Source organism: Pseudomonas sp. BF-R-26, assembly GCF_019947395.1.
Lineage (GTDB): Bacteria > Pseudomonadota > Gammaproteobacteria > Pseudomonadales > Pseudomonadaceae > Aquipseudomonas > Aquipseudomonas farris.
In genome coordinates, this window is sequence record NZ_JAGYGK010000009.1 from 137,939 (window position 1) to 160,189 (window position 22,251).

Below are 22,251 nucleotides of genomic sequence, written 5' to 3' on the forward strand. Positions count from 1 at the left end.
GGCACAACCCGAAGGGCCGGGCCTGCTGTTGTGCAGGGCTGCGTTGCTCGAAGCTTATTTGGAATGACCAAACCACGCTTCTCGCGCCTTGCCCTGCACAACAGCAGACCCGGCGCGGAGGGGAAACTAGTTGAGAACGCCCCCTAAACCAGCGCAGCCTGATAACGCGCGGCGACTTCGGGCCAATTGATCACGTTGTAGAACGCATTGATGTATTCCGGACGACGGTTCTGATAGCGCAGGTAATAAGCGTGTTCCCAAACGTCCAGGCCGAGAATCGGCGTATTGCCGTTCATCAGTGGGCTGTCCTGGTTGCCGCTGCTTTCAACGATCAAGGTCCTTTGCGGTGTCACGCTCAACCAGGCCCAACCACTGCCGAAACGGGTCAGCGCAGCTTTGGTGAAAGCCTCCTTGAAGTTGTCGAGACCACCCAGTTGCTCGTCGATCGCCTTGGCCAGCGCGCCTTCAGGTTGGCCACCGCCGTTGGGTGCCATGACTTCCCAGAACAACGAATGGTTGGCGTGCCCACCGCCCTGATTGATCACCGCCGCGCGAAGTTTTTCCGGCAATTGCTGCACAGCCGCCACCAGTTTTTCCACCGGCCATTCAGCAAACTCAGTGCCTTCGACTGCAGCGTTGAGGTTGTTGATGTAGGTCTGGTGGTGTTTGGTGTAGTGGATTTCCATGGTCTGCGCATCGATGTGCGGTTCCAGGGCGTCGTAGGCGTACGGCAAGGCAGGCAGGGTAAAAGCCATTTCAATGAACTCCATGTTGTAGGGGCGCAGGCTGATGCGAGGGCGAAGCGGTGTCGGTGTGCAGCAAACGGTGGGTACGCGGATACTCGCCGTGATCGCTGATGAAATTCAGCAGCTCGACATAGGTTTTGCTGCTCTGGCGCAGCGCGGCTTCACGCAAAGCTGACGCCAGTCGTGTGTTCTGCATGGTCTGCAACAGTCGTTGATGGATCGCGCACAGGTACTCGGCGCTCTCCTCCGGCTGGTTCAGGCGCAAGTGCAGGTCCGCCAGGTTATGGTGGGAAATCACGCAAGCCGCCACCGCTTCGTCGGCATCCGCCCAGCGCTCGAACAACACCTGGGCCAAGGCCAATGCCTGCAAATAAGCCTCGCGGGCATCGACCAGCTCGCCCAGCATGAAACAGCGATTTGCTCTTTCGATCGTGCGTTTCCAGTGCTCCATGGTGAGCCTCCAAAGCGGTAGCAGTGATTACACGCCGCCTGCGGTGAGCTTCTCTGGGTTGAGCAATTCTTCCAGTTGGCTGCGCGTCAGGTCGGTATGTTCCAGGGCGACATCGATCACCGGCCGGCCCTGCTGATAAGCCTTCTTGGCAATTTCAGCGGCTTTTTGGTAACCAATGATCGGGTTGAGTGCGGTGACCAGAATCGGATTGCGCGACAGCGCTTCCTTGAGCCGGGCCTCGTTGACCTTGAAGCTGGCAATAGCCTTGTCGCCCAGCAGACGGCTGGCGTTGGCCAGCAACTCGATACTGCTCAGCAGGTTCTGGGCGATGATCGGCAGCATGACGTTCAGCTCGAAATTGCCCGACTGACCGGCGACGGTGATCACCGTGTCGTTGCCGATCACTTGAGCGGCGACCATCGCGGTGGCTTCCGGGATCACCGGGTTAACCTTGCCGGGCATGATCGACGAGCCCGGCTGCAAGGCTTCGAGCTCGATTTCACCGAGCCCGGCCAACGGGCCGGAATTCATCCAGCGCAGGTCATTGGCGATTTTCATCAAGGAAACCGCTGTGGCCTTGAGCTGCCCTGAAACGCTGACCGCCATGTCCTGCGAGCCGATCAGCGCAAACAGGTCCTTGCCCGGCGTGAACTGCACCTGGGTCAGTTGGCTAAGTTGTTGGCTGAAACGCGCCGCAAATTCCGGATGGGCATTGATCCCGGTGCCCACCGCCGTGCCGCCTTGGGCCAGGGATTGCAGGCTTGGCAGCAGATCCTGCAAGTGACCGATATTGGCCTTGAGCTGTTGCGCCCAACCATTGAGCACCTGACTCATGCGCACGGGCATCGCGTCCATCAAATGGGTACGCCCGGTTTTGACGAACGGATGAACCTGCTCGGCCTTGTGCTCTATCACCCGCACCAGATGCACCAGCGCCGGCAGCAACTGCTCATGCAAGCTCAATGCGGCGCTGACATGGATGGTGGTCGGGATGATGTCGTTGCTGCTTTGGCCGCAATTGACGTGATCGTTGGGATTCACCAGCTCGCCCAACAAGCGGCTGGCCAAGGTGGCGATCACTTCGTTGGCGTTCATGTTGGAACTGGTGCCGGAACCGGTCTGGAAGATATCCACCGGGAAGTGCTGCATGAAGTCGCCTTCGAGCAGGCCTTGAGCTGCGTCGACGATGGCTTTGCCCTGGGATTCGCTGATCTGTTTGAGCTCGACGTTGGCTCGGGCGGCCGCAGCCTTGGCCAGAATCAGCGCCCGGATGAACTGCACGGGCATCGGTTTGCCGCTGATCGGGAAGTTATCCACTGCGCGCTGGGTTTGCGCACCGTAAAGGGCGTCTATCGGGACTTGCAGCTCACCCATACTGTCGCGTTCGATACGTGTGTTACTCATCAGGAGATCCTTGCACCAGTTCTATGAGAGGGATGGAGGGTTGCAACTCGCAGGTCGCCAGTTGCCAGGCATAGCTTTGCCAGCGCTTGAGGCGGCAGCCGCAGAGTGATTTCCGTTCGAGATCGCGCAATGGTCGCCAGGCCTGGTCGAGACACAGGCTGCGCCAGTGCCAGGGCAGCGCGACATCGACGGCGGTGTCGAGCAGCAAACGGAAAGAGGTTTCGGCGATAGTCCAAGGAGAGGTGGCCGTGCAACACACCAGATACCGGCCTTCGGCCAGGTAATGCTCGATTAGACGCGGCTCGTCAGGGTCCATGGCGCAACGGATCTGGCGACTCATCCAGCGCCAGCTTTCGAGGTAAGGCTGCTCGTGCAAGGCAGAACTCATGATCCGGGCTCATTCGGTAATGAGATTTATTATTATATGATAATGAGAACCAAAACAAGCACAGCAAAGCATTGAGCTCTTTGTGGGAGCGGGCTTGCCCGCGATGACGATAGAAGATTCAACATCGATGTCGACTGAAATGACGCTATCGCGGGCAAGCCCGCTCCCACAGGATCTGGGTTGTGGCCAATAAAAAAGGCGCGCCATCCGATAGATGGCGCGCCTTTTTTGTGCCGCAGTCGGAGGTTAGCTACCCGCCACTGTCATCCGCTCGATCAACACCGAACCGGTGCGAATGTTGCTGCGCAACTCCAGGTCATTACCGACCGCAATGATCTGCTTGAACATGTCGCGCATGTTGCCGGCGATGGTCACTTCCTGAACCGCGAACTGGATTTCGCCGTTCTCGACCCAGAAACCCGCCGCGCCACGGGAGTAATCGCCTGTGACCATGTTCAAGCCCTGCCCCATCAGTTCGGTGACCAGCAGGCCACGCCCCATGCGGCGCAGCAAGGCTGCCTGATCTTCATCGCCATGGGTGACGAACAGGTTGTGCACGCCGCCGGCGTTGGCGGTGCTCGGCATGCCCAGCTTGCGGCCGGAGTAGGTGCCGAGTATGTAGGACACCAACTCGCCCTTCTCCACGAACGGCTTGGCGTAGGTCGCCAGGCCATCGCCGTCGAAGGCCGAACTGCCTAGGGCGCGCATCAGGTGCGGACGTTCATCGATGGTCAACCATTCCGGGAACAGCTTCTGCCCCAGCGTGCCTTCGAGAAACGATGATTTGCGGTACAGACTGCCGCCGGAGATCGCCGACAGGAAACTGCCGAACAAGCCACCGGCCAATTCCGCGGAAAACAGCACCGGCACTTCGCAAGTCGGCACCGGACGCGCGCCCAGGCGGCTCGCCGCCCGTTGCGCGGCACGTTGGCCGATGCTCTCCGGAGAAGCCAGAAAATTGCCCTGACGGTTTACGTCATACCAGTAATCGCGCTGCATCTGGCCATCGGCTTCGGCGATCATCACGCAGCTGAGGCTGTGACGAGTCGACGCGTAACCACCGATAAAACCGTGGCTGTTGCCGTAAACCCGGCAGCCCTGGTGAGTGCTGAGGGTAGTGCCGTCGGCGTTCTTGATCCGGCTGTCGGTGGCAAACGCCGCCGCTTCACAGGCCAGGGCCTGCTCGATGGCTTGCTCCGGGGTAATGTCCCATTGATGGAACAGGTCGAAATCCTGCAGATCCTTGGCCATCAACGCGGCATCCGCCAGGCCCGAGGCTTCGTCTTCGGAGGTGTGCTTGGCAATGGCCAGCGCGGCGGCGACGGTTTCGCGAATCGCGTCCGAACCGCTGGCCGAGGTACTGGCCGAGCCTTTGCGCTGCCCCACATACAAGGTGATGCCAAAGCCCTGATCGCGATTGAACTCAACGGTTTCGACTTCCCGCTGACGCACCGTGGTCGACAAGCCCTGCTCCAGCGACACGGCCACTTCACAGGCACTGGCGCCCTGGCGCTTGGCTTCAGCGATGATCTGCTCGACTTGTTCTTGCAGTGCCGGCAAAGCTTGTGGGCCGACGCTTTCAACTGCACTCATGCTGTTCTCCACTCAAATTCTGCTTTCGGCTAGGGCCTTCGAGCGACCGGGCCGGACAAGCGGCCCCCGACTGGTTATCATGGCGGCGTTTCTTTGCGGACGGCCACCATGGTTGATTCTTACGACGACTCCCTCGATACGGGAGAAAAAAGCAAATCCCAGGTTAAACGCGAGCTTCATGCTCTGGTTGACCTTGGCGAGCGCCTTACAACACTCAAGCCTGACTTGCTGGCAAAACTGCCGCTGACCGACGCTATGCGCCGGGCCCTGGCTGATGCGCCCAAGCACACCGCGAATATCGCGCGTAAACGGCACCTTATGTTCATCGGCAAACTGATGCGCGATCAGGACACTGACGCCATTCTGACTCTGCTCGATCAACTCGATGCCTCCACTCGGCAGTACAACGAACGTTTCCATGGCCTGGAACGCTGGCGCGATCGCTTGATCGCGGGCGACGATGCAGTCCTGGAGAAGTTCGTGCTCGACTACCCGGAAGCTGATCGTCAGCAATTGCGCTCCCTGATCCGTCAGGCCCAGCACGAACTGGCGACCAATAAGCCACCGGCTTCGAGCCGTAAAATCTTCAAGTACATCCGTGAGCTGGACGAGACTCAACGCGGTCTGCGTTAAGTCTCGAATCGGGTGAGTTGCCAAGCGGCTCACCCGAAGCTCCATCCCTTCTTACGATCCCGTGCCACCCACAGTGATCGCATCAATTTTCAGCGTTGGCTGGCCGACACCCACCGGCACCGACTGCCCATCCTTGCCACACGTTCCCACACCGCTGTCCAGCGCCAGATCGTTACCGACCATCGACACCTTGCTCATGGCTTCCGGCCCGTTGCCGATCAACGTCGCGCCTTTGACCGGGGCAGTAATCTTGCCGTCTTCGATCAGATACGCCTCGCTGGTGGAGAACACGAACTTGCCGCTGGTGATGTCCACCTGACCGCCGCCGAGGTTGGCGCAGTAGATGCCCTTTTTCACCGAGGCGATGATTTCCGCCGGGTCGCTTTCGCCACCGAGCATGTAAGTGTTGGTCATGCGCGGCATCGGCAGGTGCGCGTAGGATTCGCGACGACCGTTGCCGGTGCGGGCTACGCCCATCAGGCGCGCGTTGAGCTTGTCCTGCATGTAACCTTTGAGCACACCGTTTTCGATCAGCGTGGTGCACTCGGTCGGCGTGCCTTCATCGTCGACGCTCAACGAACCACGGCGCCCGGCAAGTGTGCCGTCATCGACGATGGTGCAGAGCTTCGAGGCAACCATCTCGCCCATGCGCCCGCTGTAGGCCGAACTGCCCTTGCGGTTGAAATCGCCTTCCAGACCATGGCCGACGGCTTCGTGCAGCAACACGCCGGACCAACCCGAACCCAATACCACCGGCAACGTACCGGCCGGAGCCGGGATCGCTTCCAGATTCACCAGCGCCTGACGCAACGCTTCGCGGGCATAACCCATGGCGCGGTCATCGCTGAGGAAATAGCGGTAATCGGTACGACCGCCACCGCCATGACCACCGCGCTCACGACGGCCATTCTGCTCGACGATCACGCTAACGTTGAAACGCACCAACGGTCGCACATCCGCCGCCAGCCCACCGTCGGTGGAAGCAATCAAGATCCGTTCCCAGACCCCGGCCATGCTCACGGTGACTTGCTGGATACGCGGGTCGAGCGCACGAGTCGCCACATCGATGCGCTTGAGCAGCTCGACTTTCTCGGCACGGGTCATCACTTCCAGCGGGTTATCCGGCCCGTACAATTGGGCGACATCCTGGGTGGTGAACGCTTGCACAGTGCCGTTCTGCCCGGCCCGGGAGATCGAACGGGCCGCACGGGCAGCCGCGCCCAGCGCTTCGAGGGTGATCGCATTGCTGTAGGCGAAACCGGTCTTTTCACCCGATTGCGCACGCACGCCGACACCCTGGTCGAGGTTGAAGCTGCCTTCCTTGACGATCCCGTCTTCCAGTGCCCAGGACTCGGAAATCTGCCCCTGGAAATACAGGTCGGCGGCATCGATGCCCGGACCGGCCAGATCGCCGAGCACACCTTGCAGGCTCTCGATCGTTACGCCGCCGGGCGCCAGGAGGTGTTCACTGACGGAGGACAACAACTCGCTCATATGCTTTACGCCTTAAATTCGTCGTTCTGATGCAGGTCGCTGGGCGCCCTGCGAGAAAAAGCGCCGGTGAGTGGACACCGGCATCCGCGCCCTGATGGACGCCTGTTCGCTGCTGTCGCGTTGGGCCAGCAGCACGGCCTCGCCTTGGTCCTGTTGTGCCAGCACACGTCCCCATGGGTCGACGATGGCGGCGTGACCAAAGGTTTCTCGTGGCCCCGGATGCGTCCCACCCTGGGCGGCCGCGAGCATGTAACACTGAGTCTCGATGGCCCGCGCACGAATCAGCACGTCCCAATGGGCCGCGCCGGTCACCGCGGTAAAGGCCGATGGCGTGGTAATCAACTCCGCGCCGGCCGCACGCAATTCACTGTAAAGCTCCGGAAATCTTAAGTCGTAACAGACGGTCAGACCGACTCGACCGACGGGCGTGTCGGCAACCACCACGCCACTGCCATAAGCATAGTCATCGGATTCGCGATAACGCCCGCGATTGTCCGCCACGTCTACGTCGAACAGGTGCAGCTTGTCGTACCGCGCCACGGTCTCGCCCTGGTCATCAACCAGCAAGGAACATGCATGCACTTTGGCCGTCGGTTGATCCACCGGCGGCAACGGCAATGTGCCGGCCACTATCCATAACTTGAGGTCGCGGGCGGTCTGTTTCAACCATGGCAGGATCGGGCCTTCGCCCAAGGCTTCGGCGCGGCCGATGTCGGCAATGTCGCGACGGCCCATGGCAGCGAAGTTTTCCGGCAGCACGGCAAGCCGCGCGCCACCGGTCGCCGCCTGCTCAAGCAGACGACGGGCCTGGGCCAGATTGGCCAGCACGTCGCTCTGGCTGACCATTTGAATCACCGCTACAGACATGGCCTATTCCCTATGTGAAATCTACGCATACCTGTAGGAGCTGCAGAGTGAAACGAGGCTGCGATCTTTTGACCTTGATTTTTAAAGTCAAAAGATCGCAGTCTGCGGCAGCTCCTACAGGGGCAATCGGCGTCGCATGAAAACATGCTACTCCATAGGCCCAAAGAGTGCTTTTTCAAAAGAATTCAAAAAGGCTTGTCGAAGGTGATTTTCGGTTCTTTCCATGGGCCTTTGACGGTGTATTTGACGCTGGCAAAGCGCGCCACGCGGTCACCGATCAGCTTATCGATCAGGAACAGCGCCCCGCCGACGGCCGGTGCACCGACGATCAGCGCGGCAATCGGCAGGTTGTTGGTCACCGGTAAAGTCACCAACAACTTGGCATCGACCTGATCACCCACCAGGTCCAGTGTGCCGTTGAGCTCCACATTGCTCGACGGACCGGTCAGCAGAATCGGTTCACGGGTCACGTAGACCCCGTTACTGGCGACCAGCAGGCCTTTGACCCGGTCATAGCTCAAGCCTTTGCCAAACAGGTCGGAAAAGTCCAGGCGCAAGCGGCGGCCAATGGAGTTGAAGTTGAGCAGGCCAAATACCCGCAGCGCCTGGGCGCTGCCCTCGACTTCAACGAACTGACCTTTATTCAGTGACGCATCAAGGCTGCCGGAGAAACGTTTGGTCGCCAGCCACGCCGGTGACCCAGGCCAGCGACCGTCGACATCCATATGAAACTCTTCACTGGTGACGCTCGGCGCAAAACCCCAGCCCTTGAGCACGTCGGCAAGGTTCTTGCCACTGACTCGGCCCTTGTACCAGCTGCTGGAATTACCCGGCATGCCTTCCCAACCACCGCTGCCCTGCAAGAGGATGCCCTTGAGGCCCAGATCCAGGGTATTGAAGGCAACGCCCTTGGCGGTCGGCCGGACTTTCAGACGCCAGGCGCCCACCAGATCCTGGCCCTGGAACAGCTGATTGATGGTGACATCCAGCGCCGGGATCTTCGTCGGATCCACGGTGGCCAGCGGATCCGGCGAATTCTCGTCAGCCAGCACCGTAGGGTCTGGTGCCGGCAAACGTACGTATTGCAGATTGACCGCAATCGGTGCGGCTTTCGCATCGGGAATACCGATGCTGCCCTTGGCCTGCTGACTGTCGAGTTGCAAGGCCCACGCGGCCGGCTTACGCGCCAACTGCACCGACGCCTGATCGAGGGTGGTGCCGAAACCAGTGAGTTTGCCAACCTTCAAATCCGCGCCACTGAGCAACTGTTTGGCACTGCCACCCGGATCCTGGCCGGCATACCTGGTTACCAGATCCTGCCAAGGAGCGACATCCAGCTCGGACAGTACACCACGCACGCGCAAGCCTTTGGCACCGGGTAACACGGCATTGCCGCCACCGAGAAGCAACTCGCCGCGACCGTCGGCAAAATTGCCGGTCGGTGCCGCAAACGTGAAGTTCGCCAGCTCACCGTAGTTGACCCAGTAACGCCGCTCCGGTCCTTGCAGGGTCATGCGGAACACGGTATCGCGCCCGACATCGGCCGCCATGCCGAACGGTGCCGGCAAATCCACCGCCACGCCCTTCAGGTTGGAGCTGACCATCAATTGGCTGTCGGCGCCATCAAGGTTCAGCTGCAACTGATAAGGAATCATCCCCGTCACTGGCAATGGCTGAGTGACATTCAGCCAATCGGTGAGTTTCTTGACCTCGACCTCACCCGATGCGGCAACCCGAGTGTTGAGCTTGCCCGGGCTGCCTTCAGCGAAGATCTGTGCGGTTACCGGCTTGTCGAACGCTCGCGCCGTGATCTTTTGCCCACTCAGCCCCTTGGTGCTGTCGAAACGGAAATCGCCCTTGAGTTGCGTCAGTTCCAGGGTGGGCTCGCGGAGCTTCAAACGGGCCTTGTCGGTCTTGAAGTCGACAAGGATTTTCGGCTGCTCGCCTTTGACCAGCGGGATATCGAGTTTGAGCTTGCCTTGCAGATCGCCCTCACCTTCCCAACCGGCGAAGGTGTCGGCGGTGCCGATCGGCGCTTCCTGCAGAATCTTCAGGCCATCGCCCAACCCGCCAGCGAACGCGCCGTCGAGGAACAGATGAGTGCTCTGCCCGGCAGGTACACGGGGAATATTGACGTAGACGTCGCTGACCTGGGTGTCGAGCAATTGGCCCTTGCTGGCGAGGATCCGCACACCGCTGTCTTCGATGAACACATCGCCGCTGACCTTGCCGACATGCGGCCAGCCTGGCTGAAACGCCAGCTCGGCATCGTGAACCTTGAAGAACAGGCTGATGCTGCGAGCCGTTTCGGCGGCGCCGTGGTTCAGCGAACCCTGGTACTGGAAGAAGCCTTCATCCACCGCGCCTTTGAGAATCGCGGTGCGCAGCCATTCGTCCAGCCCCGGGCTGAGAACCGTGGGCAGGTACTTGGCGGTGTAGCGACCGTCGCCGTCGACCAGGCCGACACGCAGGTCCATGTAATCTTCCTGGGTGTGATCGAAATGCAGGCGGATCAGGAAGTCGCCGGCAATCTTGCCCTCCTCGCCCAGTACCTTCAGGTACGGTGCGATCAGGGTGAAACCTTCTTTATCGAGTTTCCAGGTCAACCGGGCGTTGGCCTGAATGTACTGCCATGGCTTGGCGAAAATCGGGTCCAGGTGCAGGGAGAAATCCTTGCTGTCCATGCGCAGCTCGCCCTGCCCGAGGTCGCCGCTGATGTTGCCGCTGACATTTCGCACCGCTGGTGCACCGCGATAAGCGTCGAAGCCGACCTTTTCCAGATTGGCGGCAAAGCTGAATTTGCTGTCATCGGTAGCGGCTGGGCGGAAGTCGATCAGTACGTTGCGCAAAACTCCGGTGACCTTGAGCCGCTCGACCGCCGTGGCGATCCCTTCGGGCAGTGGGCCCAAGGCGTTTAGCAACGGAGTGAGCGGTGTGAGATCGAGACGGTCGGCTTGCAGGTGCAAGAGCTCTGGCACCTGGTCTGTCGCAGCAGTTTGTTGAAATTGCAGCTTCGATTCCCAGCGGGTGTCACCCAGGCTCATCGCCAGAGAATCCAGGGTCACCAGAACGCCTTTGGAACTGCGCTGGAAATACCCGTTCAGCGCCAGATTATTGATCTGGATCGGCTTGCGCTCGGCATAGGCACCCTTGAGTTGCGGCGCGTTCAAACGAATCGCGGCGCGTTGCACGGTGCCCTTGCTCCAGTTTATCCAGAACTCGCCACCGGCCTTGATCTCGGAAAAATTCCATTGCTGGGTCAGGCGCTCGGGCAACCATTTCGACCAATCACTCTGCGGCAGGCTCAGGTAAGCGTCCGCTTCACCGTCCTTCCATTGGGCTGCGCGCAAACGGGTGCGCAGGCTCATCGCCACCGGCTGGCCGTCGGGCAGGGTCAAACGGGCATCGAGCCGCTGGCGGGATGGACCGGTTTTCAGATTCAGGCCGACGTACGTCAGGGTCAGCGGCGACTCCCCCAACGGCTGCAAGGTGATCTGGCTGTCGAGTACCGACAGCTGCTGGACCCTCTGCATGCGATTGAGCAGTTGCTCCGGGTTCAGCGGCTGGTCCTGCTGCACTGGCAAACCTTCCAGCGCCCAATGACCGTCTTCGCCTTCCTTGAGGCTGATCTTCAGACCGTTGAGTTCCAGGTGTGCGATGCGCACTTCGCGCGCCAGCAGGCTGGCCCAGAGATCCGGCACCGCGCGCACCTGATCCAGGCGCAGGGCATTGGAACCCTCGCCGACCATCACGTCATGGGCCAGCAGAACCGGGGCGAGGCCGCTCCAGTTGCCTTCCAGCTTGCCGATCTGCAGGGGCATGCCCAAGGCATCACTGGCTTTGTCTTCAACGTCGGCACGGTACTCGGCCACCAGCGGCGTCAGCTCTCGGCCGAGGCTGACGAACAACGCCATCAGCACCAAAACCAACGCACACAGGCCCAGACCCCAGCGGGTCAGTGCGGCCAAAATGCGTGTCAGACGCTCCATGTCAGTTGGCTCCCATGGCAAAAATACTGCAAAAAGCTGAGGCCAGCCGTTCTAGTGGAGGTGAAACACAACGATTCAGAGCAACACCACGTCGTATTGTTCCTGGGAATACATGGTTTCCACCTGGAACCGAATGGTGCGCCCGATAAAGCCTTCGAGCTCGGCGACGTTGCCCGACTCTTCGTCGAGCAAACGGTCGACCACTTTCTGATTCGCCAGCACCCGATACCCTTCGGCCTGATAGGCCCGGGCCTCACGCAGGATTTCGCGGAAGATCTCGTAGCACACGGTTTCCGGAGTCTTGAGCTTGCCGCGACCCTGGCAGCTGCTGCACGGTTCGCACAGCACTTGCTCAAGACTTTCGCGGGTGCGCTTGCGGGTCATCTGTACCAGGCCCAACTCGGTAATGCCGATGATGTTGGTCTTGGCGTGATCGCGTTCCAGTTGCTTCTCGAGGGTGCGCAACACCTGACGCTGATGCTCTTCATCTTCCATGTCGATGAAGTCGATGATGATGATCCCGCCCAGGTTACGCAGACGCAACTGACGGGCAATGGCGGTGGCGGCTTCGAGATTGGTCTTGAAGATAGTTTCTTCGAGGTTGCGATGACCGACAAAGGCGCCGGTATTGACGTCGATGGTGCTCATGGCTTCAGCCGGATCGACCACCAGATAACCGCCGGACTTGAGCGGCACCTTGCGTTCCAGGGCTTTCTGGATTTCGTCTTCGACGCCATACAGGTCAAAGATCGGCCGTTCGCCAGGGTAATGCTCCAGACGGTCGGCGATCTCCGGCATCAGTTCGGCGACGAATTGCGTGGTTTTCTGGAAGGTTTCCCGGGAGTCGATGCGGATCTTCTCGATCTTCGGGCTCACCAGGTCACGCAAGGTACGCAACGCCAGGCCGAGGTCTTCGTAGATCACACTCGGCGCGCTGATGGTCTTGATCTGTTCGTTGATCTGGTCCCAGAGCCTGCGCAGATAGCGGATGTCCATGAGGATTTCATCGGCCCCGGCCCCTTCGGCCGCGGTACGGAGAATAAAACCGCCGGCTTCCTTGATGCCTTCTTTGGCCACGCAGTCGGTGACCACTTGCTTGAGGCGTTCACGCTCGGCTTCGTCCTCGATCTTCAGGGAAATGCCAACGTGGGCGGTGCGCGGCATGTACACCAGATAGCGCGACGGAATCGACAGTTGCGTCGTCAGGCGTGCGCCTTTGGAACCGATCGGGTCCTTGGTGACTTGTACCACCAGGCTCTGACCTTCATGAACCAGCGCACTGATGCTCTCCACCGCAGGGCCTTCGCGCAGGGAAATCTCCGAGGCATGAATGAACGCGGCGCGGTCCAGCCCGATATCGACGAAGGCTGCCTGCATGCCCGGCAATACCCGCACGACCTTGCCTTTATAGATGTTGCCGACGATCCCGCGCTTTTGCGTGCGCTCGACGTGGACCTCTTGCAGGACACCGTTTTCGACCACCGCCACGCGCGATTCCATCGGCGTGATGTTGATCAGGATCTCTTCACTCATGGCAGGGTCTCGTTCAGGCATGTTCACGATAATGGCCGCATCTTGTCAGTACGACGCTCAACGCGCGTTAAAGGTTTGCCAACAGGGTATGCCGAAATGGCCGAGTAGCTCGCAGGTTTCGCACAGCGGCAATCCGACCACCGCCGAATAACTGCCGTTGAGCCCGGAGACGAACACCGCGCCCAGCCCTTGAATCCCATAACCGCCAGCCTTGTCCCGAGGTTCGCCGCTGGCCCAGTAGGCCGCGGCTTCGTCACGGTCGATGGTGCGAAAACGCACCAGGCTGCGCACCACCAAAGACTCGCAGCGCTCGCCATCGCGCACCGCAATCGCCGTCAGCACTTCATGTTCACACCCGGACAACAGCATAAGCATGGCGCATGCGTCGGCTTCGTCCACCGGCTTGCCGAGAATTTTCCCGTCCAGTACCACGGCAGTGTCAGCGCCCAGCACGCAGAAATCCGCGTCGGACACGATCGTCCCGTGCCCGGCTTCAGCCTTGCCGCGTGCCAGACGCTCGACATAGGCCGATGGGGATTCTTCAGGTAAAGGGGTTTCATCGATGTCCGCGCTGATGACGGAGAACGACACGCCGATCTGCGTGAGCAGTTCACTCCGACGCGGCGAGCCTGAGGCGAGGTACAGCTGCTTCATCAAGACATCTCCCTGCTTGGCGCCCTGTCTCACAAATACTGTTCCTTTTTGGCGAGACAGGGCACCGGTGCGGGCACATGCCTGACCGAATTAATTGATTTTGTAGCGTCGACGCAAACCGCGCAAACCGTAGCTGATCCATGGCCAGAGCAACGCGCTGACCAGTGCCGGCAACACCAGCGCCAAGGTCGGCTGACGATTGCCGGTCAGGGCGCTCAGCCACAACTGAACCAGTTGGGCGAGGCCGAAGATCACCAGGATCACCAGGCTCTGTTGCCACATCGGGAACATGCGCAGGCGCTGTTGCAGCGATAGCACCAGGAAGGTAATGAGCGTGAGGATCAATGCGTTCTGGCCCAACAACGTGCCATACAGCACGTCTTCGGCCAGCCCCAGGCACCAGGCGGTCACCATGCCGACTTTCTGCGGCAGGGCCAACGCCCAGAAGGCCAACAGCAAGGCCAGCCACAGAGGACGCAGGATTTCCATGAATTGCGGCAACGGCGAAACGCTGAGCAGCATGCCAATGGCAAAGGTCAGCCAGACCATCCAGCCGTTCCGGGAGGAAGTTGCACCGCCCATTATTCTCTTCCCCCAGTGGTAGCCGGCGCGGAGACAGGCGGTTTGGCAGCAGGCTTCACGGCAGCGGGTTGGGCTGCCGGTGGTTTGGCGGCTGGTGTCGATGCGGGTGGCTTGCTGGCAGCATGGGCAGCGGCAGGTTTTGCCGGGGTCGCGGCAGCAGGCGCGGCAGCAGGTGCCGCCGCCGGAACAGCCGGAGCAGCGACAGTAGCCGGGATCACCGACACGGCCGGTTTCGGCACGGTCGCTGGAATGATCGGCCCACCGCCGTGCTGGTCCAGAGCTTCCTGAGCCTGCGCGGCTTCGTTGGCGCGCTCCTCGGCTGTGCGACCGTCACTGAACACCAACAGCAGATAACGGCTGCGATTCAACGCGGCGGTCGGCACCGCACGGACGATGGCGAACGGCTGACCGGAATCGTGAATCACTTCCTTGACCGTCGCCACCGGGTAACCCGCCGGGAAACGCTGGCCGAGGCCGGAGCTGACCAGCAGATCGCCTTCTTTAATGTCGGCGGTATCGGCCACATGACGCAGCTCAAGGCGTTCCGGGTTCCCGGTTCCGCTGGCAATCGCCCGCAGACCGTTACGGTTCACCTGCACCGGAATGCTGTGGGTGGTGTCAGTCAGCAACAGTACGCGGGAGGTGTACGGCATCAACTCCACCACCTGCCCCATCAGACCGCGGGCATCGAGCACTGGCTGACCGAGGACCACACCGTCGCGCTCACCTTTATTGATGATGATGCGATGGGTAAAGGGGTTGGGGTCCATGCCGATCAACTCGGCCACTTCGACCTTTTCGTTGACCAGTGCGGAAGAGTTGAGCAACTCGCGCAGCCGAACGTTCTGCTCGGTGAGGGCGGCCAGCTTTTGCATGCGCCCCTGCAACAGCAGGTTTTCGGTTTTGAGTTTTTCGTTTTCGGCGACCAGTTCGGTCCGGCTGCCGAATTGGCTGGCCACACCTTGCCATAGCCGCTGCGGCAGGTCGGTGATCCAGTAAGACTGCATCAGCACCAGCGACATTTGGCTACGCACTGGCTTGAGCAGTGTGAAGCGGGCATCGACCACCATCAGCGCGACCGATAGCACGGCCAGCACCAACAAGCGCACGCCCAGTGAGGGGCCTTTGGTGAAAAGCGGTTTAATAAGCCGCTCCTCCCAGGCAAATGTTCTCTTTATTCATACGGCATCAAACCGGCCTGGATGCAGACTGACAGAAGATAAACGCCAACAGGCAGCACTGCAAAGTGCTGCCTGCGCGCTCAACAGCATAGAGGCGATCCGGCGACTTATTCGCTGGAAAGCAGATCCATGGTGTGTTTATCCATCATTTCCAATGCACGGCCACCGCCACGAGCAACGCAGGTCAGCGGGTCTTCGGCGACGATCACCGGCAGACCGGTTTCCTGGGCCAGCAACTTGTCGAGGTCGCGCAGCAAGGCGCCACCACCGGTCAGTACCAGGCCACGTTCGGCGATATCCGACGCCAGCTCCGGAGGCGATTGCTCCAGCGCACTTTTCACTGCCTGAACGATGGTGGCCAGGGACTCTTGCAGAGCTTCCAGCACTTCATTGGAGTTCAGGGTGAATGCGCGTGGAACGCCTTCGGCCAGGTTACGGCCACGAACGTCGACTTCACGAACTTCGCCGCCCGGGTAGGCCGTACCGATTTCCTGCTTGATGCGCTCGGCGGTGGATTCGCCGATCAGGCTGCCGTAGTTGCGACGCACGTAGGTGATGATCGCTTCGTCGAAGCGGTCGCCGCCAACCCGTACGGATTCGGCATAAACCACACCATTAAGGGAGATCAGCGCGATTTCAGTGGTACCGCCACCGATATCGACAACCATCGAGCCGCGAGCTTCTTCTACCGGCAGGCCAGCACCGATCGCAGCAGCCATCGGCTCTTCGATCAGGAACACTTCACGGGCACCGGCACCAAGGGCCGATTCACGGATGGCACGACGCTCAACCTGGGTCGATTTGCATGGAACGCAGATCAGCACACGAGGGCTAGGCTGCAGAAAGCTGTTTTCGTGAACCTTGTTGATAAAGTACTGCAGCATTTTTTCGCAGACGCTGAAGTCGGCGATCACACCGTCCTTCATCGGACGAATGGCAGCAATGTTGCCCGGCGTACGGCCGAGCATGCGCTTGGCCTCGGTGCCGACAGCAACGACACTTTTCTGGTTACCGTGTGTCCGAATAGCCACAACGGAGGGCTCATTCAGGACGATACCGCGCTCGCGCACGTAAATAAGGGTGTTGGCAGTGCCCAGGTCAATGGAAAGATCGCTGGAAAACATGCCACGCAGTTTCTTGAACATGGGAAAGGGACCCTAGGCAACGCGTGGGTAAAAAAGTGCGGCAAACTCTAACAACGACAGGGATTTTGGGCAAGGCGCCAATATGTTAAATTGGCAGCTTTTCTGTGCACCAAGCCCCACAATCGCGGCCTTGAGACCGTAGAAATGCGGTAGTGTTCCGACAATCTAACACACGGACGCCGTCCGTTCTGTTTTCCACTGGAGAATCCCATGGCGCTTGAACGCTCCGACGTGGAAAAAATCGCTCATTTGGCCTGCCTTGGCCTCAATGAAGCCGATCTTCCACACATCACTTCGGCCCTGAACAGCATTCTCGGGCTGGTCGACGAAATGCAAGCGGTCAATACCGACGGTATCGAGCCGCTGGCCCACCCATTGGAAGCGAGCCAGCGCCTGCGTGCAGACGTCGTGACCGAAACCAATCATCGCGAGGCCTATCAGTCCATCGCACCAGCGGTCGAAAACGGCCTGTATCTGGTTCCGAAAGTCATCGACTAAAGGGAAAGAGCCTGCAATGCATCAATTGACTCTGGCCGAGATCGCCCGCGGACTCGCCGATAAAAAGTTTTCTTCCGAAGAGCTGACCAAAGTCCTGCTGGCGCGTATCGCCCAGCTCGACCCGCAGCTCAACAGTTTCATCAGCCTCACCGAAGACCTGGCGCTCCAGCAGGCGAAAGCTGCTGACGCTCGTCGGGCCAACGGTGAGAGCGGCGCCCTGCTCGGCGCGCCGATCGCACACAAAGACCTGTTCTGCACCCAGGGCATCCGCACCAGCTGCGGCTCGAAGATGCTCGACAACTTTAAAGCACCGTACGACGCCACCGTGGTCGCCAAACTGGCCGCTGCCGGGGCCGTGACCCTGGGCAAGACCAACATGGACGAATTCGCCATGGGGTCGGCCAACGAGTCGAGTTACTACGGCGCGGTGAAAAACCCGTGGAACCTGGAACACGTTCCGGGCGGCTCGTCTGGCGGTTCGGCTGCTGCGGTTGCCGCTCGTCTGTTGCCAGCGGCGACGGGCACCGACACTGGCGGTTCGATTCGTCAGCCCGCCGCGCTGACCAACCTCACCGGCCTGAAACCGACATACGGTCGCGTTTCGCGCTGGGGCATGATCGCCTACGCGTCCAGCCTCGATCAGGGCGGCCCATTGGCCCGCACCGCCGAAGACTGCGCGATCCTGCTGCAAGGCATGGCCGGTTTCGACCCGCAGGACTCCACCAGCATCGACGAGCCCGTGCCTGATTACAGCGCCGGCCTCAACGGTTCGCTGCAAGGCCTGCGCATCGGCGTGCCGAAGGAATACTTCAGCGCAGGTCTGGACCCACGCATCGCCGACCTGGTCATGGCCAGCGTTGAAGAGCTGAAAAAGCTCGGCGCCGTGGTCAAGGAAATCAGCCTGCCGAACATGCAGCACGCAATCCCTGCGTACTACGTGATCGCCCCGGCGGAAGCGTCTTCCAACCTGTCGCGTTTCGACGGCGTGCGTTTCGGCTATCGCTGCGAAGCCCCAAAAAACCTGGAAGACCTGTACAAGCGTTCCCGTGGCGAAGGTTTCGGCCCGGAAGTACAGCGCCGGATCATGGTCGGTGCCTACGCGCTGTCGGCCGGTTACTACGACGCCTACTACCTGAAGGCGCAGAAAATCCGTCGCCTGATCAAGAACGACTTCATGGCTGCCTTTAATGAGGTCGACATCATCCTCGGCCCAACCACGCCGAACCCGGCCTGGAAGCTCGGCGCCAAGAACAGCGACCCGGTCGCTGCGTACCTGGAAGACGTCTACACCATCACCGCCAACCTCGCCGGTCTGCCGGGCTTGTCCATGCCTGCAGGTTTTGTCGATGGCCTGCCGGTCGGCGTGCAACTGCTCGCCCCGTATTTCCAGGAAGGTCGCCTGTTGAACGTTGCCCATCAGTATCAGCTAAACACTGACTGGCATACCCGCACCCCAACCGGCTTCTGAGGAGAAACACATGCAATGGGAAGTCGTGATCGGGCTGGAGATTCATACCCAGCTCACCACCCGGTCGAAAATCTTTTCCGGTAGTTCCACCACCTTCGGTTCCGAGCCGAACACTCAGGCCAGCCTGGTAGACCTCGGCATGCCCGGCGTATTGCCGGTGCTGAACCAGGAAGCGGTGCGCATGGCGGTGATGTTCGGCCTGGCCATCGATGCCGAGATCGGTCAGCACAACGTGTTCGCCCGTAAAAACTATTTCTACCCGGACCTGCCCAAGGGCTACCAGATCAGCCAGATGGAATTGCCGATCGTCGGCAAGGGCCACCTGGACATCGCCATGGAAGACGGCACGATCAAACGTGTCGGTGTGACCCGTGCGCACCTGGAAGAAGACGCCGGCAAAAGCCTGCACGAAGAGTTCACCGGTGCCACTGGCATCGACCTGAACCGTGCAGGTACGCCGCTGCTGGAAATCGTTTCCGAGCCGGACATGCGCAGCGCCAAGGAAGCCGTGGCCTACGTCAAGACGATCCATGCGCTGGTGCGCTACCTCGGCATCTGCGACGGCAACATGGCCGAAGGTTCGCTGCGTTGCGACTGCAACGTGTCGATCCGTCCAAAGGGCCAGGTTGAATTCGGCACGCGCTGCGAGATCAAGAACGTCAACTCGTTCCGCTTCATCGAGAAGGCGATCAACAGCGAAGTGCAACGTCAGATCGAGCTGATCGAAGACGGCGGCAAGGTGATCCAGCAGACCCGTCTGTACGATCCGAACAAGGACGAAACCCGTCCGATGCGCAGCAAAGAGGAAGCCAACGACTACCGTTACTTCCCCGACCCGGACCTGCTGCCGGTGGTCATCGAAGACTCGTTCCTCGACGACGTGCGCGCCACCCTGCCGGAACTGCCACCGCAGAAACGCGAGCGTTTCCAGGAACAGTTCGGTCTGTCGGTCTACGACGCCAGCGTCCTGGCCACCAGCCGCGAGCAAGCCGATTACTTCGAGAAAGTCGTGAGCATCGGCGGCGACGCCAAACTGGCGGCTAACTGGGTGATGGTTGAACTGGGCAGCCTGTTGAACAAGCAAGGTCTGGACATCGACCAGTCGCCGGTTTCGGCCGAGCAACTGGGCGGCATGCTGTTGCGCATCAAGGACAACACCATCTCCGGCAAGATTGCCAAGGTAGTCTTTGAAGCCATGGCCAACGGCGAAGGCAGCGCAGACGAGATCATCGACAAGCGCGGCCTCAAGCAAGTGACCGACACCGGCGCAATTTCGGCAGTGCTGGACGAAATGCTCGCGGCCAACGCCGAGCAGGTCGAACAATACCGCGCGGCAGACGAAGCCAAACGCGGCAAGATGTTCGGCTTCTTCGTCGGCCAGGCCATGAAAGCCTCCAAAGGCAAGGCCAACCCGCAACAGGTCAACGAACTGCTTAAAAGCAAGCTCGAAGGCTGATGAGAATGGAGCCAGATTCAAAGCCTGGCTCCATTCCCTGTGGGAGCGGTCTTTTGTGGCGAGGGGGCTTGCCCCCGTTGGGTCGCGAAGCGGCCCCAATATCTGGATTCGGGTTGTATCTGACAAACCGAGAGTTCAGGTTCTGGGACTGCTGCGCAATCCAACGGGGGCAAGCCCCCTCGCCACATAAGCTCGCTCCCACATTTATTTTGGGAGCCTTTTAAATGAAGCGTCTGCTCAGTGCCTGCGCCCTGCTCTCTTTGCTGGCCGGTTGCGCCAGCACGGATATTGTTGATCCACACGGCTACGACAAGACCGGCGTAGCTTCGTATTACGGCGCCAAACACCATGGCAAACGCACCGCCAGTGGCGAGCGTTTCAACCAGCACGGCCTGACCGCCGCCCATCGCCAGTTGCCATTTGGCACCCGGGTGAAGATTACCAATCTGAATAACGACAGGTCCTGCGTGGTGCGCGTCAACGACCGCGGGCCATACTCTCGTGGGCGCCTGATCGACGTGTCACGTGAAGCGGCCGAACAGTTGGGCATGCTGCGCAGTGGCACCGCGAAAGTTCGCGTGCAAGCCCTCGACGACTGATAGACGGAGCGCTGACTATTTTCGGACTTGCCGATTTACCCCTGATCAGCGTGATTGAATTGTTCAGCGGTCTGTTTTTACTGATCGCCGGTGCCGAACTGATGGTGCGCGCCGCCGTGCGCCTGGCCGCGCGACTGCATGTGCGGCCGCTGATCATCGGCCTGACCATCGTGGCCCTCGGCAGCAGCGCACCGCAGATGGCGGTCAGCCTGCAAGCCACCCTGGCGCAAAACGCCGACATCGCCGTTGGCAGCGTGATCGGCAGCAGCATCTTCAACATCCTCGTCACCCTCGGGCTCTCGGCGCTGATTATTCCGCTACGGGTTTCGCGGCAATTGGTGCGCCTGGATATTCCGCTGATGATCGGCGCCAGCCTGTTGGTGTTCGTACTGGCATGGAACGAAGAACTGAACCGCACAGACGGCATTATTCTGCTGGGCGCGCTGGTGCTGTACCTCGGCTTGCTGCTGCGCCAGTCGCGGCACTCGACCCGCCCGCCATCGGGAGCGCATGAAGCGCCACAGGCACCGTGGTTCAGCAGCCTGCTGATGATTGTTGCCGGGCTGGCGATGCTGGTGTTCGCCGGGCACTTGTTGCTCGGCGCCGCAGTGGCGGTCGCGACCGACCTGGGATTGTCGGAGCGGATTATCGGCCTGACCATCGTCGCGGTCAGCACGTCCCTACCGGAGCTGGCCACTTCGTTGATCGCCGCGTTGCGCGGTCAGCGAGACATCGCGGTGGGCAACGTGATCGGCAGCAACCTGCTCAACCTCTTGGGCGTACTCGGGCTTACCGCATTGATCGCGCCCTCGCCGCTGTCGGTCTCGCCGAACGCCCTGGATTTCGACCTGCCGGTGATGCTTGGTGTCGCGGTGCTGTGCCTGCCGGTGTTCTATTCCGGCTACCGGGTGACTCGCGCCGAAGGCCTGCTGTTTCTGGGTTTGTACCTGGCCTATGGGCTGCACGTGGTGTCGTTCACCACGGGCATGCCGCTGGCCGGCAAGCTTGAACACCTGATGCTGTTTTTCGTCCTGCCGGCGCTGGGGGCGTTTTTGCTGTTCACGTCGCTGCGCGCCTGGCGTCGCCAACACCACAAGAGGGAATTGCCATGAGCACTGATAAAAAGGCTGGGGTTGAAGTCCGTCGCCAAGTGATGGGCGACGCCTTCGTCGACCGCGCCTTGGACAACGCCACCGAGTTCACCCAGCCGCTGCAGGACTTCGTCAATGAACACGCCTGGGGCGGCGTGTGGAACCGTGAAGGTCTGCCGCTGAAAACCCGCAGCCTGATCACCCTCGCCGCGCTGACCGCGTTGAAGTGCCCGCAAGAATTGAAAGGTCACGTGCGTGGCGCGCTGAACAACGGCTGCACCGTGGAAGAAATTCGCGAGGCGCTGCTGCATTGCGCAGTGTATGCCGGCGTGCCGGCGGCGATCGATGCGTTTCGGGCGGCGCAGGAAGTGATTGATAGCTACCAGAAGCCGGAGTAATCGTCGGAATTTGTATTGATTGTTCTGCCGTCATCGCGGGCAAGCCCGCTCCCACAGGTACAGCGCAATCCTTGTGGGAGC

20 protein-coding genes are annotated in these 22,251 nt (G+C 60.5%); 7 read left to right on the forward strand and 13 right to left on the reverse strand.

What is annotated here, in order from left to right; genetic code table 11:
* Nucleotides 1–143: 143 nt before the first annotated feature.
* From KGB18_RS15380 to pmbA, 5 genes are all read right to left on the reverse strand, one after another.
* Complete coding sequence (locus tag KGB18_RS15380) at nt 144–755, reverse strand: superoxide dismutase (RefSeq protein WP_123721261.1); 612 nt, start codon at nt 753–755, stop codon at nt 144–146.
* A gap of 1 nt (nt 756) precedes the next feature.
* Nucleotides 757–1,197, reverse strand: a complete 441-nt coding sequence (locus KGB18_RS15385; RefSeq protein ID WP_201061927.1) for a hypothetical protein — start codon at nt 1,195–1,197, stop codon at nt 757–759.
* A gap of 27 nt (nt 1,198–1,224) precedes the next feature.
* A complete protein-coding gene (locus KGB18_RS15390; RefSeq protein WP_223570188.1) occupies nt 1,225–2,601 on the reverse strand; it encodes a class II fumarate hydratase in 1,377 nt (458 codons plus the stop codon).
* Complete coding sequence (locus KGB18_RS15395; RefSeq protein WP_223570189.1) at nt 2,594–2,989, reverse strand: FagA protein; 396 nt, start codon at nt 2,987–2,989, stop codon at nt 2,594–2,596. The genes KGB18_RS15390 and KGB18_RS15395 overlap by 8 nt, the downstream gene beginning before the upstream one ends.
* A 246-nt stretch (nt 2,990–3,235) precedes the next feature.
* On the reverse strand, nt 3,236–4,582 hold the full coding sequence (gene pmbA, locus KGB18_RS15400; protein WP_223570190.1) for a metalloprotease PmbA: 1,347 nt from the start codon (nt 4,580–4,582) through the stop codon (nt 3,236–3,238).
* Between the two features lie 108 nt (nt 4,583–4,690).
* On the opposite strand from pmbA, the gene yjgA reads away from it, so the two are divergent.
* On the forward strand, nt 4,691–5,215 hold the full coding sequence (yjgA, locus tag KGB18_RS15405; RefSeq protein WP_007901505.1) for a ribosome biogenesis factor YjgA: 525 nt from the start codon (nt 4,691–4,693) through the stop codon (nt 5,213–5,215).
* A gap of 51 nt (nt 5,216–5,266) precedes the next feature.
* On the opposite strand, the gene tldD is transcribed toward yjgA, so the two are convergent.
* From tldD to mreB, 8 genes are all read right to left on the reverse strand, one after another.
* Complete coding sequence (gene tldD, locus KGB18_RS15410; RefSeq protein ID WP_052965578.1) at nt 5,267–6,709, reverse strand: metalloprotease TldD; 1,443 nt, start codon at nt 6,707–6,709, stop codon at nt 5,267–5,269.
* A 12-nt stretch (nt 6,710–6,721) separates the two neighbouring features.
* Nucleotides 6,722–7,576 (reverse strand): carbon-nitrogen hydrolase family protein, encoded by an 855-nt coding sequence (locus tag KGB18_RS15415; protein ID WP_223570191.1) that lies wholly within the window; start codon nt 7,574–7,576, stop codon nt 6,722–6,724.
* 185 nt (nt 7,577–7,761) lie between these two features.
* The gene (locus tag KGB18_RS15420) at nt 7,762–11,565 is read right to left on the reverse strand and encodes a YhdP family protein (protein ID WP_223570192.1); all 3,804 of its coding nucleotides are present in this window, start codon (nt 11,563–11,565) and stop codon (nt 7,762–7,764) included.
* 75 nt (nt 11,566–11,640) lie between these two features.
* A complete protein-coding gene (gene rng / locus KGB18_RS15425) occupies nt 11,641–13,098 on the reverse strand; it encodes a ribonuclease G (protein WP_008008603.1) in 1,458 nt (485 codons plus the stop codon).
* A gap of 57 nt (nt 13,099–13,155) precedes the next feature.
* Entirely contained in the window at nt 13,156–13,752 is a 597-nt protein-coding gene (locus KGB18_RS15430) for a Maf family protein (RefSeq protein ID WP_223570193.1), read from the reverse strand.
* A gap of 90 nt (nt 13,753–13,842) precedes the next feature.
* Nucleotides 13,843–14,334: a rod shape-determining protein MreD gene (gene mreD, locus KGB18_RS15435; RefSeq protein WP_038978956.1), complete on the reverse strand. Its 492-nt coding sequence runs from the start codon at nt 14,332–14,334 to the stop codon at nt 13,843–13,845.
* A complete protein-coding gene (gene mreC / locus KGB18_RS15440; protein ID WP_123721269.1) occupies nt 14,334–15,479 on the reverse strand; it encodes a rod shape-determining protein MreC in 1,146 nt (381 codons plus the stop codon). Before mreC ends, mreD begins: the two co-directional genes overlap by 1 nt.
* 143 nt (nt 15,480–15,622) lie before the next feature.
* On the reverse strand, nt 15,623–16,660 hold the full coding sequence (gene mreB, locus KGB18_RS15445) for a rod shape-determining protein MreB (RefSeq protein WP_002555108.1): 1,038 nt from the start codon (nt 16,658–16,660) through the stop codon (nt 15,623–15,625).
* Nucleotides 16,661–16,870: 210 nt separating this feature from the next.
* Between mreB and gatC the strand changes: the two genes are divergently transcribed.
* From gatC to KGB18_RS15475, 6 genes are all read left to right on the forward strand, one after another.
* Nucleotides 16,871–17,158, forward strand: a complete 288-nt coding sequence (gatC, locus tag KGB18_RS15450; RefSeq protein WP_047537661.1) for an Asp-tRNA(Asn)/Glu-tRNA(Gln) amidotransferase subunit GatC — start codon at nt 16,871–16,873, stop codon at nt 17,156–17,158.
* Nucleotides 17,159–17,174: 16 nt separating this feature from the next.
* Nucleotides 17,175–18,626, forward strand: a complete 1,452-nt coding sequence (gatA, locus tag KGB18_RS15455; RefSeq protein ID WP_123355898.1) for an Asp-tRNA(Asn)/Glu-tRNA(Gln) amidotransferase subunit GatA — start codon at nt 17,175–17,177, stop codon at nt 18,624–18,626.
* 10 nt (nt 18,627–18,636) lie between these two features.
* A complete protein-coding gene (gatB, locus tag KGB18_RS15460) occupies nt 18,637–20,082 on the forward strand; it encodes an Asp-tRNA(Asn)/Glu-tRNA(Gln) amidotransferase subunit GatB (RefSeq protein WP_007901424.1) in 1,446 nt (481 codons plus the stop codon).
* Between the two features lie 224 nt (nt 20,083–20,306).
* Entirely contained in the window at nt 20,307–20,681 is a 375-nt protein-coding gene (locus tag KGB18_RS15465) for a septal ring lytic transglycosylase RlpA family protein (protein WP_038978953.1), read from the forward strand.
* A 50-nt stretch (nt 20,682–20,731) separates the two neighbouring features.
* Nucleotides 20,732–21,793 carry a calcium/sodium antiporter gene (locus tag KGB18_RS15470; protein ID WP_223570194.1) on the forward strand — a complete coding sequence of 354 codons (1,062 nt, stop codon included), beginning with the start codon at nt 20,732–20,734 and terminating at the stop codon, nt 21,791–21,793.
* A complete protein-coding gene (locus KGB18_RS15475) occupies nt 21,790–22,170 on the forward strand; it encodes a carboxymuconolactone decarboxylase family protein (RefSeq protein WP_123721272.1) in 381 nt (126 codons plus the stop codon). Before KGB18_RS15470 ends, KGB18_RS15475 begins: the two co-directional genes overlap by 4 nt.
* Nucleotides 22,171–22,251: the final 81 nt, after the last annotated feature.

Bases quoted from the DNA above. Each gene is read 5' to 3' on its own strand.
- KGB18_RS15380 (WP_123721261.1), bottom strand. From the start codon at position 755: ATGGCTTTTACCCTGCCTGCCTTGCCGTACGCCTACGACGCCCTGGAA.
- KGB18_RS15385 (WP_201061927.1), bottom strand. From the start codon at position 1,197: ATGGAGCACTGGAAACGCACGATCGAAAGAGCAAATCGCTGTTTCATG.
- KGB18_RS15390 (WP_223570188.1), bottom strand. From the start codon at position 2,601: ATGAGTAACACACGTATCGAACGCGACAGTATGGGTGAGCTGCAAGTC.
- KGB18_RS15395 (WP_223570189.1), bottom strand. From the start codon at position 2,989: ATGAGTTCTGCCTTGCACGAGCAGCCTTACCTCGAAAGCTGGCGCTGG.
- pmbA (WP_223570190.1), bottom strand. From the start codon at position 4,582: ATGAGTGCAGTTGAAAGCGTCGGCCCACAAGCTTTGCCGGCACTGCAA.
- yjgA (WP_007901505.1), top strand. From the start codon at position 4,691: ATGGTTGATTCTTACGACGACTCCCTCGATACGGGAGAAAAAAGCAAA.
- tldD (WP_052965578.1), bottom strand. From the start codon at position 6,709: ATGAGCGAGTTGTTGTCCTCCGTCAGTGAACACCTCCTGGCGCCCGGC.
- KGB18_RS15415 (WP_223570191.1), bottom strand. From the start codon at position 7,576: ATGTCTGTAGCGGTGATTCAAATGGTCAGCCAGAGCGACGTGCTGGCC.
- KGB18_RS15420 (WP_223570192.1), bottom strand. From the start codon at position 11,565: ATGGAGCGTCTGACACGCATTTTGGCCGCACTGACCCGCTGGGGTCTG.
- rng (WP_008008603.1), bottom strand. From the start codon at position 13,098: ATGAGTGAAGAGATCCTGATCAACATCACGCCGATGGAATCGCGCGTG.
- KGB18_RS15430 (WP_223570193.1), bottom strand. From the start codon at position 13,752: ATGAAGCAGCTGTACCTCGCCTCAGGCTCGCCGCGTCGGAGTGAACTG.
- mreD (WP_038978956.1), bottom strand. From the start codon at position 14,334: ATGGGCGGTGCAACTTCCTCCCGGAACGGCTGGATGGTCTGGCTGACC.
- mreB (WP_002555108.1), bottom strand. From the start codon at position 16,660: ATGTTCAAGAAACTGCGTGGCATGTTTTCCAGCGATCTTTCCATTGAC.
- gatC (WP_047537661.1), top strand. From the start codon at position 16,871: ATGGCGCTTGAACGCTCCGACGTGGAAAAAATCGCTCATTTGGCCTGC.
- gatA (WP_123355898.1), top strand. From the start codon at position 17,175: ATGCATCAATTGACTCTGGCCGAGATCGCCCGCGGACTCGCCGATAAA.
- gatB (WP_007901424.1), top strand. From the start codon at position 18,637: ATGCAATGGGAAGTCGTGATCGGGCTGGAGATTCATACCCAGCTCACC.
- KGB18_RS15465 (WP_038978953.1), top strand. From the start codon at position 20,307: ATGAAGCGTCTGCTCAGTGCCTGCGCCCTGCTCTCTTTGCTGGCCGGT.
- KGB18_RS15475 (WP_123721272.1), top strand. From the start codon at position 21,790: ATGAGCACTGATAAAAAGGCTGGGGTTGAAGTCCGTCGCCAAGTGATG.